This is a genomic window from Butyricimonas sp. RTP31003st1_G1_RTP31003_210430, assembly GCF_040920905.1.
Taxonomy (GTDB): Bacteria; Bacteroidota; Bacteroidia; order Bacteroidales; family Marinifilaceae; genus Butyricimonas; species Butyricimonas paravirosa.
On the sequence record NZ_JBCOSQ010000028.1, the window covers coordinates 1 to 13,029 of the forward strand.

Annotated in this window: 6 protein-coding genes; 1 reads left to right on the forward strand and 5 read right to left on the reverse strand. The window is 46.0% G+C overall.

Annotation, left to right across the window (positions count from 1 at the left end):
* The coding region (locus tag AB5542_RS10275) for an efflux RND transporter permease subunit (protein WP_368243052.1) at window positions 1-2,672 on the forward strand (2,672 nt) is incomplete at its 5' end.
* Window positions 2,673-2,917: 245 nt separating this feature from the next.
* On the opposite strand, the gene AB5542_RS10280 is transcribed toward AB5542_RS10275, so the two are convergent.
* The 5 genes from AB5542_RS10280 to AB5542_RS10300 form a co-directional block, all read right to left on the reverse strand.
* Window positions 2,918-5,080: a S46 family peptidase gene (locus tag AB5542_RS10280; protein WP_118303816.1), complete on the reverse strand. Its 2,163-nt coding sequence runs from the start codon at window positions 5,078-5,080 to the stop codon at window positions 2,918-2,920.
* A gap of 323 nt (window positions 5,081-5,403) precedes the next feature.
* Entirely contained in the window at window positions 5,404-6,495 is a 1,092-nt protein-coding gene (locus tag AB5542_RS10285) for a TlpA disulfide reductase family protein (protein WP_279037016.1), read from the reverse strand.
* A gap of 91 nt (window positions 6,496-6,586) precedes the next feature.
* A complete protein-coding gene (locus AB5542_RS10290) occupies window positions 6,587-9,877 on the reverse strand; it encodes a metallopeptidase TldD-related protein (protein WP_279037014.1) in 3,291 nt (1,096 codons plus the stop codon).
* 227 nt (window positions 9,878-10,104) lie between these two features.
* Window positions 10,105-11,679 carry a DUF4998 domain-containing protein gene (locus tag AB5542_RS10295; protein WP_118303810.1) on the reverse strand — a complete coding sequence of 525 codons (1,575 nt, stop codon included), beginning with the start codon at window positions 11,677-11,679 and terminating at the stop codon, window positions 10,105-10,107.
* Window positions 11,680-11,682: 3 nt separating this feature from the next.
* Complete coding sequence (locus tag AB5542_RS10300) at window positions 11,683-13,029, reverse strand: DUF4959 domain-containing protein (protein ID WP_279037012.1); 1,347 nt, start codon at window positions 13,027-13,029, stop codon at window positions 11,683-11,685.

The following is a 13,029-nucleotide window of genomic DNA, read 5'->3' on the forward strand; positions in this document are numbered from 1 at the left end:
CTCTTTACCTATCCAATTATGCAGAATTGAACCTCGTGAACGAATTATCACGGGTAAAAGGAGTAGGCAGTGTAGGGGAATTCGGAGCCGGAAATTACAGTATGCGTCTCTGGCTGAATCCCGATTTACTGACCATCCGAGGCATCAGCCCGCAAGAGATTATCTCTGCCATCGAAAGCCAAAACATACAGGTAGCACCCGGAGCAGTCGGGGCTCCCCCGCTTGCCAGCCCGGTAGCCTTCCAGTACACGCTGGAAACCCAAGGATTGCTGGTCAGTGAAGAAGAATTCGGAAATATTATTGTGAAAACACTTTCCGACGGAAGATACTTACGCTTGAAAGACGTGGCCACAATCGAGCTGGGAAGTCAGACGTACTCGACAAACGCCCTGTTAAAAGGTCAGGCGGTGGCCGCCATAGCCATCTATCAACTTCCGGGAGCAAACGCCCTGGATGTGGCACAACGTATCAAAGCCCGGGTAAACACATTATCCTCGTATTTACCCGAAGGCGTACACCTAAATATCACGCTTGACACAACCGAATTTATTCACGCATCTGTTAAAGAGATATATAAAACGCTGGGAACAGCTTTTCTACTCGTGTTGATTGTCATTCTGATCTTCTTACAAAACTGGAGAGCCATGCTGATTCCCCTGATCGCCATTCCGGTATCACTTGTCGGAACCTTCACGTTCATGGGACTCATGGGCTTTTCCATCAATACACTAACCCTTTTCGGGTTGGTGCTGGCCATCGGCTTGGTCGTGGACGACGCAATCATCATTGTCGAGAACAGTTACCGCCTGATCGAGACCGGAAAATATGCAGACATGAAATCTGCCGTCACCCAAGCCATGAAAGAGGTGTCGGGGGCTATCGTGGGAATTATCCTTGTCCTCCTGGCCGTGTTCATCCCGACCGCATTTATTGGCGGGATCACGGGAATGCTTTACAAACAATTTGCTTTAACCATCGCGGCTGCAACCGTTATCAGCGGGTTCAATGCCCTGACTCTAAGTCCCGCATTATGCGCCCTTTTCCTAAAACCCGCCAAACCATCCAAATTCTTCCTGTTCAAGGGATTCAACAAGTTTTTCGAGAAAACTACGAACGGGTACACGTGGGTGGTACAAGGTTTTATTCGGAAATCGGCATTGGCAATTCTGGCATTCTTGGTTCTTGCCATACTGGCATTCATCGGTTTCTTACGACTACCGACAACTTTCGTCCCGAACGAGGATCAGGGGTATTTCGTGGTCTCCATGCAACTACCGGACGGTTCATCCCTCTCCCGGACAGAATCCGCATCAGCCAAAGCGGGTGAGATATTAAAGCAAATCGACGGGGTAAAAACCTATATTGCCATCAATGGATTCTCTATGATGGACAACGCCCAGAACTCTAACGCGGCCTCCATCTTCGTCATGCTCGAAAACTGGGACAAACGAAAAAGCAAAGCCTTGGGAGTAGATGCCATCACGACCCGATTCAATGAACTGGCCTATCTCGAAATCCCGGAGGCTCAAAGTTACGCCGTTTCCCCTCCCCCGATCCCCGGCCTGGGAGAAAGTAGCGGGTTCGAGCTCATGGTGGAAGACATCAATAACTACGGTTCCACATCCCTGCAACAAGCCGTCGATCATCTGGTTGATGCAGGAAACGGAACTCCCGGTTTGTCCATGCTCCGGTCCACGTTCAGCGCCAGCGTTCCGCAATATTACCTGAACATCGACCGAGACAAGGTTGAATTAATGCAAATCCCGATAGGAGACGTGTTTAACGCTCTCTCGGCATACATCGGCTCTATTTACGTGAATAACTTCGTGAAATACGGCAGGACCTTCCAAGTTAAACTTCAAGGCATTCCCGACAGCCGGAGAGTGATTGATGACGTTTTGTTTCTGAATGTCAAGAACACGCGGAACGAAATGGTTCCCTTCTCTGCCTTCACGACCGTGGAACAACGCCTAGGGACAGAACTTCTTCCCAAGTACAACACCTATTCGGCAGCCTCCCTATCCGGAAGTGCAGCCCCGGGATATAGCTCCGGTCAAGCCTTGACTATCATGCAACAGGTATTCGAGCAAGAACTAGGCAACACGTTCGGTTACGAATGGACCGGACTGGCCTACCAGGAAGAGAGTGCGGGATCGACCACGACAATGATTTTCATACTCGCCATTCTCGTGGCTTTCCTCATTCTCGCTGCTCAATATGAAAGCTGGACTTCACCATTTGCCGTGATCATGGGACTACCCATTGCCCTGTTGGGAGTTGTCATCGGGTGTCTCGTGATGAATCTTCCGATCAGCGTCTATACCCAAATCGGTATCATCCTGTTAATCGCTCTAACCGCCAAGAATGCCATCTTGATCGTGGAATTTGCCCGAGACTATCGAGCTGCCGGGAAACCGATCTCCGAGGCAGCCATTGAGGCCGGAAAGGTTCGGCTACGCCCGATCCTGATGACCTCATTCGCTTTCATCCTCGGTGTTTTCCCTCTGGTCATCTCCACCGGAGCCGGAGCAGCAAGTCGAATCTCGTTAGGGATAGCCGTTTTCGCCGGGATGCTGATGACCTCGTTGGTGGGTACACTTTTCATGCCCAATTTCTACTACGTCATGCAGTCTTTACAAGAACGACTAACCCGAAAGAAACAGAAATCCTAAGGAAATAATACCTATTATTCGAACTTTATTCAGAGATTATTCGGAGCTTCTCCATACCGTGATATTTAAGCCACGAATAAACTCTGAATGATCTCTGAAGGAGTGAGATTATTTGGGTTAGATTACTTCTTTATTTGGGTTAGTTTCGGGTAGAAATACAAAAAAGAGTGTACTCCACAGTTACATGTGTAAAGTACACTCTTTTAAAAACTTAAATTCACCCTCTTAACGAGACTTTCAAACAATTAGAATACAATCGTCATCTCGTTAATCAAGTTCTGAGCATTCGCAATTTTGTCCACGATGAACAGCATATAACGAGCATCCAAGTTGATACATCTTTGCAAGTTTTCCTCGAAATCAATATCACCGGACATAGCCTCTGAGTTTCCATCAAATGCGGTTCCGATCAACTCACCGTTACCATTGATCACCGGAGAACCGGAGTTACCACCTGTAATATCATTGTTCGTGATAAAGTTCACGGAAATGTTGTCAGCACCGTAACGTCCGAAATTCTTCGCGTAATACAAATCTTTCAAATTTTGCGGAACCTCGAACTCGCCACCTTTCGGGCCTTCTTTTTCCATAACACCGGTTAACGTGGTGTAATAATCATAGAACACAGCATCTCTCGGTTTGTAGCTCTTCACGTTTCCATAAGTCAAACGGATAGTAGAATTAGCGTTCGGAGCCCATACTTTGTTCGGTTCCATTGCCATCAATCCATTCACGAACAAACGGTCTCCTTTAGCAATATTGCTACGCATAGAACTCATTTCCCCGCTTAATTTCTGGTAAACCTCGAACAAGCTCTTTCCCGTGATATAACCCAAATCTTTATTCAATTTCTTCATATCCGGTTTTTCAAGGAATGCGTTCAAACGAGCCTCATCCGTGAAAATAGATTTGTCGGACAATTCTTTAGCGAATTTCTCGTAGTTACCTTTGTATTTTTTGTTGATCAAATTGATCACTTCAGGATGCCATTCGGCAGCCACGTTATCACTATAAATTTTGAACAAAACAGCCATCAAGTTTTTATCAACATCTTTGTTGAAATCCTTAAAGAAACCTGCTGCATTTTTCTTGATTGCCTCGATGTACATATCCTTCATTTCAGCCGGAGTATTTGCATCCAAAGCTCTTTCCAAAGTATTAGCCACTTGGAACGCAAACAATGGAACTTCAGGACCTTGCAATGCAGCCTCCTGCATATAAGACATGGCCACGTTATACGGGTGCATAGCCTCGTAACCCTCTTTGATCAAAGTCAAAGCGTTACCATATTTAGCCTTGCGAGCCGGATCAGCATTCACCCAAGCGGTAAATTCACGCTCGATTCTCTCTTTTTCACCCATCGTGTTCAAATTCTCCAAAGCGATATTCTGCTCGTGAGAATATTTCCAATAGTTAGCACATTGTGCATATTTAGATGCATATTGAATACGAGTGGCAGCCGCAGCGTCCATTCCTTCTTTCATGATACGCAACTTCTCGGTACGTACTTTGTAACGAATATCATTGGTTACATCCATCGTCTCTTTCAAACCGAAGCTAGTCAAGAAACGATCGGTTGTTCCGGGGAATCCCATGATCATGGCGAAATCACCATCCTGTACTCCTTTGGCAGAAACAGGCAAATGATGTTTCGGTTTCAACGGAACATTACTCGTGTTATAAGGAGCCGGTTCGCCATCAGGCCCCGTGTAGATACGCATCATACAGAAGTCTGCCGTATGACGGGGCCAAGACCAGTTGTCCGTGTCACCACCGAATTTACCCATACTTTGAGCCGGTGCGCCTACTAAACGAACATCGCGGTAAATCTTGTAAACCAACAAGAAGAATTGATTTCCCTCGAACATCTCCTGTACCTGAGCTTGAAGGTTAGTTCCTTGTACTGCCTTAGCAGAAATTTGTTTAGAAATAGCATCAATAGCCGCTGCACGTTCTTCTTCTGACATATTATCATTCAAAACAGCGTTCACCTGATCGGTCACATCTTCCATACGTTGTAGGATAGATGCAGTAATACCGGGATTCGGTAACTCTTCACTATATTTGTAAGCCCAGAAACCGTTTGACAAGTAGTCATGTTCTACGGTAGAGTGCTTTTGAATCACGCTGAATCCGCAGTGGTGGTTCGTCAATACCAATCCTTTGTCCGAAATAATCTCTCCGGAACAGAAATGCCAGAAAGGACGTCCGTCGTTTCCTAATCCAACGATTGCATCTTTCAACGATGCCTGATTCACGGAATAAATATCTTCCGCCGTCAATTTACAGCCTTGTGCCTGCATCTGCTCGATGTTCTTCCCGAGCAATGACAAAAGCCACATACCTTCATCCGCCCGCACGATTGACGTTGAAAGCAAAGCAAATACAATAATAAAAACTCTCTTCATCTGTTTAAATTTCACGTTTAATATATAATCTGATCTAATTTAATTCCTGTCAAATTATGCCCTCGCCTCCCACAAACGATCGCGAATATACAATTTAATTCAAAGAAACCTTATGTAACTCACCGTGATTTAATATTATTATAACATTTTACAACACGCTGTCTGAGTAAATTAATCTCGTCTTTTTAACCAATTGAATCTCTCCGATTACTTTTATATTCCCGGTGTCATACATACCATTTTAACACCCACACAAAAAAGCGAGTCCCCTCAAAACGAGAAGTGAGGGGACTCTGATCTAAACAACATGCTCTACTATTACTTTACTTATTTTTCTTTTTCAACATTTCATCGATTTTCTTTTCCAACTCTTTGCCCCGAAGGTTTTTAGCCACGATACGATTTTCATCGTCCAGAATAAATGTACAAGGGAGTGTCTTAACCCGGTAGTTTACAACGATCACGGAATTCGGCCCCCGCATATCAGACACGTTCTTCCAATCGCTGCCATCCTCTCCGATAGCCGTCAGCCAGACACTCTTGTTATCATCCAGCGAAACACTGATAATCTCCAATCCCTTAGGACGGTAACGCTTGTATAATCTCAACAAGTTCACGTTCTCATCCCGGCAAGGCTTACTCCAAGATGCCCAAAAATTGACTATTTTCACTTTAGCCCGTGTCTCATGCAAGGCAAGAACACCTCCATCGGCCAATGGCGCACTGAAATCGGGAGCAACAGCCCCCACAGCAATCTTTTGCATCTTATTCAACTCGTCAACAATCCGTTTCCCATAAAACGTGGCCTGCGCCTCCTCTCCCAGTACCTCGTAACGCTCAGTCAATTTTGCCTCGTCAACACCTTCCATTTTGGATGCTACCATCCAAGCCGCAACAATCGAATGATTATACTTTTTCAATAACGCCAATTCCCCGGTCTCCACGTTCAACAGAATCGTCTGGAATTCTCGCTGGAACTCTTGTAACCGAGCAGGATTTGCAATCGCTTGTGCATCTAACCACTCTTGACTCTCCAACAGATAACGATTCAAATCATTGAACTCTGTCCATATCTTCTGGGCCTCTCCACCTCCTTCCACTACCAAAGTTCCGGAAACAGAAGTAATCAGGTAGGGAGCGTTTTCCAACATAATTGTTGCCAATACCGCATCTTTCTTTCCTGTCATCAAGTATACCACGGTCATTTCCGACATTCTTCCCGAAAACTCAAACCGACCATCCGTGACCGTAATATCCCCCAACTCGATCAACCCGTTCTCCGTGTCGGCAATCAACACCATCTGTCCGTTGACCGTGGGATCCAACCGACCTTCAAGCCTGTAACTGCCATCTTGTGCGACGCTTGTAACGATACCACAAAATAACACGCAAACAGCAAATAAAACCTTTCTCATGTCCACTTGTTTTAGGTTAAAAAGTCTCCCGTCTCGATTTTAATATCTCGACGGGAAACTTAAACTCATATGATGAATTGATGTATTATCCCTATTTCCGTTGTTGCGGGAGTGTCAACACCGGCTCTTTCTCCGCTTTCACGGTAGTCTTCTCAATCACCAAACCGTCCACGATTACTCCGGCAGGATAAATCATCGAGGCCGGATAATTGTTCGGCAAGTAATTCAAGACTTCCTCTTTCGAAGATATAGCCACAAACTTCAACAACTTAGTCAAATCCGGTAACCGGAAACTCGTAGCCCGCACACGGGTCTCCCTCCCGTCTTTCAAATCTACCCGGTACACTTCCAGCGTCACACCGGAAATGCCTCTCACGATATAGGCACAGGATTGTCCGGCCTCTTTTGCCGCCTTGATTAAAGCCTTTTTCATCTTTTCGTGAGAGATACCTTTATCCACCTGTACATGAATGGTTCCGGTTCCAGTCGCCACCGTCGGGCTTTGGGGAATCATCATAAACCGGGAACTACCGGTAGTTTCCAAGGCATTTTTCGTCGGGATTCGCCCGTTCAACATCTTCCCGAATACCCCTTTATCCACCAGCGTCATCTCGGCCTCCGGGGTAACCCCCTCCCCGTCAACCTCGTAATAACCATATAATGGCGTCCCATTATATTCTTTTTTCGCCGTGTAATTCTTAACGGTTAAACGACTATCAATAATCCTCTGACCGAACTGATCAGCCAATCCGCCCCGTGTCGGCCCGAGTGAACGGGTAGCAATCAAACCGCCCCGATTCAATAAATTATTTGCTAGAATCGTGGCCACTGCTCCCCCCTCGAACATCACCGGCCCGTTATAATACTCGGTCACCACTGGCGTACTCTTCAAACGCAACAACCCTTCAGCAAAAGCTTTCGCTCTTTCCTTCAATTGCTCTATGGAAGGAAGTTCTGCCGGGTTCTGCAAGGAAAGCGAGAACGAATCACTCAAACTCGAACCATCGTCACAACGCACGCTACCACTAACAGCCAGAGAGATTGCCCCACCGGGTTTCTTCAACTGCACGCCTTCGGTTGTCAACCTGTAAATATCCATCTCCAGCCCGTTAAGCATCACGCTTGAATTGTAAATATCCTTATAATCCTTAAACACGGCCGAAAGCTCCATGACCAACTGGTCAAAAGCAACCGAATCAATCACGAACGGCATTTCCCGTTCCTCCAGATGAGTCACGGCCGGTAGCGGTTGCATATCAGCTAGCCCGGCCTCATCGGCAGGCAACGGATTCTGTTGCAAATAATTCGTCTTTTGGGCCATCATTCCCAGCGAATACTTGTACATCATGTCTGACGATTCCCATAACCCGCGACGAATAACATCATAGTCCACCTCCGAGGGTAATTGCACCGGGGCAATCTGTTCCAGATATTGCACATTACTGTTATTCTGGTAATCACCAAGCATTACCTGCGTTCCGCCATTCATCCTCCACGGGGAGACACTGGAATGTAGCAATCCTCCCAGTGAGCCGATCATCTGAAAATGACGATAACGGGCTATCGTGTATGAAATATAATAGGGTTTCGGACCTCCCGGCAAAATCAATGCCGCACGATTACGATCCAGTTCCGAACGCATGGCAGCAAAAATAATTTTATCCGTATCTCCAACAGCAATATTCTCAGGTTGCGGAGAAGGCAGGATTGGGGCAATATCACGAGCCTGTGCCCGACGCTGAGTCTCGATCTGACTCACGAATATCGTCGGAGAAGATGCCGTCACGGGTACCCATCCCGACTCCGCACCGCAAACGCCCGTGAAAACGCTGGGTTTATCTCCGGCAGCCATGATATTGGAAAACATGGACAAGGGTGTTCCGATCATATCTACCCCTCGCACCAACTCATCGGGACGACCATCCACGAACACCCGGAATACTTCCAACGGGGTCACGTTGAACGAGTTCAAACTTCCACCTTCACCCGTGTACGTGAAACCGCTTGTCACGGTCTGGAAATAGTAACCATACTCTTTCCCTTGTTTCTTGGCCTCCGCAATCAACATGATCCGCAACTCCTTTTCAGAGTATGGCCGGGTTGTCTCGATCACTAGATTCGACTGTCGGGATACGGGATCTCCCCCTCCGGACGTTCGTCCGTGACCGTTACTCACCGGAAATCCATCCAAAGGAATCCGGCTCATCAAAAACTCTTTCAACACACCGTTCTCCACGTTATCCACCCGGCGAGCTTTCACTCCCTCATCATCATACCGATAATAACCATACATATCCGTCCCGGCATAATGTTCCAGCAATGGGTCACAATATACTTGAAATTCAACGGGCAACACTTGTTCTCCCACCATCTTTTTAAACGTCTGACCGCCTGTTTTCAAACGATGGCCTTCCAACCGATGACCGAATATCTCGTGAAAGAATACCCCACTGGCAGATCCCGACAAAATAGAAGGTCCCGTGTATGGGTCGGCAACCGGAGCATCACGCAATGCCAATAATCGTTTAACTATATCTTCCGCATCAGCAATCATTTGCGCATTACCCGGCAATTCATCCGGCGTGTACGCAAAATAACTGGCATTTAATGGCAATTTCATCCCGTCAGCCGCATTCAGCGATGCCGACAATGTCACCCGTGCTGCCACCCGGTTCTGTACCACCATGGTTCCCTCGCTATTCACAAAATAGGTACGCAATACCTGAAAACTGAAATTAGCCGCTCCTTCACGCAAAACCGGACACGCTTTGAACACGGCAGACACCTCATTCATACGCTTTTCCCAAACCCGGATATCCACATTCTGTTTCCCCGCAGGTACAGGAGCCTCATAATAATACTCCACGGGAACCTCTGAAAAACAAGGAGCTTTATCCTCATCCTCCACGCTCATGGAAGTCTTCGTTTTCACTTGGTCATACATATTACGGGCAAACTCGTAACGTTTTAACGTTTCTCGCCAGATGGCCTCCCGGATTGCCTCCGGAGCCGCATCATCCAATGGCAGGAACACGCCTTGGGCTCCCCTGGCCTTTTCTCCGGCCACTCCACCTTGCTGGTTATATTTAAAATTATCCAGTTCCGGACTACCCAAACGTACTTGCGGAACCAACATTCGGGAATGATTTTCATTCGATACCGCCACGGCACCAAATGAACTTGTCACGGTCACCGTGTAATCGTCCATGACCCGTAAATTCATATAATAGGGAGCAGATTCCTGCTTTTTTAACTCCTCCATGTTGTACTTCAATTCCTGTTTCATCAGTTGCAAGAGGCGATCCTCTTGTTCCTGACCAAACACCCCGGAGAAAGTCAATAGCAATACCCCGCTTAGAAAAAGTCTTATAAAATGATTCATTCTAAACATTACTTCTTGATTCTATTTATGGGGCTGTCCCAAAAGTCATTTTTCAAACTCCCTCCCCCCTTCGGGGTACTCCCTCTATAAACAGAGGGAGAGTTAAAATACTCTCTGTCTTCGGGAAGAGTCACCAGCTCCTCCTCTGTTTATAGAGGAGGTGGCACGAAGTGACGGAGGAGTTTTTTGAAATAAAATGACTTTCTGGCCAACCGTTAAATAATATTTTACTTATAGAGAACTATATCCCCCAAGTTAACTTTACAAAAACCACTCGTATCCATCTGATCACGTAGGGAAATCTTGATATAACGAACCAGTCGGGTCCCCTCAACCATCGGTAACAATGTCACCTCACCAGAACTGCGTCCCAATGTGTTATTTTCAAAATAAGTCACATCCTTCCAAATAATCCCGTCCGCAGATGTCTGCACGGAAATCGTGGTAGGCATGAAATTCACCAACCCGGTATTACCGCCCCATTGGCCGTAATAAGGCTGGGCAATCTTTATTCCCCGAATTTCCGTGGCCGTCAACAATTCCATCTGTAACTCATAATAACGTATACTGGCCAAAGGAGTCGTGATCCAAGCACTTTCCGAATTATTATCCATCAGAAGCTCCAAATCTGCATCCGCATAAGGATCAGACGGTACACATTGAATCCGTTTCCCATCCTCATCCTCTTTAAAAGCCTCTTTCGGGATAATCTCCATAGTTGGTAACTGGGAATATCCCATATAAGTCATGTATGGTAATTCCGAATCAAAATAAGGCACAAAATATCTCGCACGCCCATAATAATCAATCTTTAATCCCAATATATCCGACTCATTTGCCTTATCCAATACTTGACGACTTTTTTCCTTATCTCCCAATATATTACTCTTGGCATACTCCGTCACGTTTCTCTCATCCAAATAACGATTCTTACGAAATACGAGCTTTTTCAAATTCGGGCAATACAGGATATCCTCGAAAGTTTCCATATCGTAATCAAACTCCAACTCCTGCGCATTCTCCACGAACTCTTCAAACCGCACTTCATCCTCTTTTGTATCCGTGTGATAACCATAACGTCTGTGGATCGCATTCACGAACCCAGCACTATAATTTTTCTTCCGGCTTATCACGTACGGGTCGAACTCGATAATATCCGGGCAATCCTCCAACTTTCCTCTCCGAAGTACATAAACCGTGTCTGCCGGGTTCATACTCACATCCGAGATCGTGACAAGCGTATTATAACTAGTCTCTTTATCGAACGTGTAATATCGTGTATCTCCGGCAGAATTCTTGTATTTCAATTGTAACTCAATAATATTTTCGTTCCACTGGTCGGAAAAGAAAATCATCTTATTCTTCAGAAAATAAGATCTCGTAACCCCTCTGGTGAATGCCAACATAATCTCATGTTCTCTCGTATAGGGACGCCCGTAGGTTGTTTCAACCAAAGACTGATTTCCCGCGGCATCCACGGCACAGACATCAAACCGATACGTCCCATCCTCTAAATTCGTTAACTCGTAAGAAGTTGACGCTCCCGGCAACATAACCGAATCCCTGCGTTCCTCACATGACCAGATTACTTTTATCTTATCGATCGTGGCATCTGTTCCATTAATCCAGTCCACCATCAACCTCTCCCAACCGGGAGTGGCGTGAACTTCCGTACATTTAGCCACGTAACGGATTTTCCCGTCTCCCGCGAAATCGCTATACGTGTCCTCCAGACTCTCGTTACAAGCAGTCAATAATAGTACTGCCGCAAACCAGTATAATATATTTCTTCTCATTCTCATCGCTTAATTCTTTTTTACATAAACTTCCAGCTCGTGCAAGGTAAAATACTTTTGCTGATTACTGTTTACTTCCGAATTCATCCGCTTGAAGGTATCATGCACAATAATCTTCAAATAGCGATAGGTCTCGTCAATCGTGGGGAAAACAACATCCACGTAAATCGGATCTTTTTGGGCTAGCTCTTCCACGGTCTTCGCAGCCACAGTGGTCGATGACGTGAGGAATGACCACCTGTCACTCGCAGTAGTGGCATCACGCTTTTGATCCAATTTCCCTAGAGGTACCCAATCCCCGGAATCCGGGTCTGAAGAAGTCTTGCTACCGTACACGGTCAATTTACACGGAGTCTTATCCTCGTAACAACCGGACCAAATATATCCTAACTCCTGCCCCGTAAGCGGGTTGGATGCATTACTCAACGGGTACAAACAATACAAACGCAGCCATGCCGGCACCTTTTGTTCTCTCAAATCCAGAACTATCGGCTTGTCATAAGCCTGGGGACCTGCCAGATAGGTAGCATACGTCGTGGTACTTTTACGTTCCGGTTTATTTTCCTCGATAGCCGAGGCAACCAGACGGACCTCTCCTTTCAACTCCCCATCAAACAAATACTGCACGCCAGTTTTAGCGATACCATTCTCCACGGAAAGCCCGAAATCATTAAAATTTTCTGCTTTCATTGTCCATTGTTCCGTCGGGAAAGCATCAATATCCGGGTAAATTTCCTGTCTCACCCGGTAACCCTGGAAATCTTCGGTACGGATCACCACCGTGTTTTTCGCATTCTCTTGCTGCACGGCAAAATTCAACGTATCACCTCCTTGAAGAATAGGAAAACTTCTCATCTGGATCGTGTCCTGTTTCTGCGTCTTCGGGTCTATTCCCAAGTAAAAAATATGTGCCATCCCGGTTACAACCGCGGGACTCTTGTAAATCACCTGAAAACCATTCCAAGAAGAATGTATCTCTACATTATCGAAAAAAGTCCACGGTGCGCTGTCCAGCGTTTTAAAACTATACTCGTACAAGGCCGATTCCTCATCCCGATGATTGACGAATGAAATCCGGACACTCACGTCCTGCGCTTTCGTAAAACCATCCAGCAAAAGCGAATCACCGCTATATCCACAAGTTTTCAATATTTCCAACCCTTGCCAATTCTTATAACGCACATTCATGGCAAAAATGTCACTGTTATTCGGCAAAGAATAGTGCATCATGGCACCTCCCTCCACCGGGGTAAATTTAAGTTCCAAACCTTCCGTCGACACGCCGAAAACTGAATCGTCGTCACTACAAGCCGAAAAGCTGAATATTAACAATAATAACAAAATTGTATTTTTCAT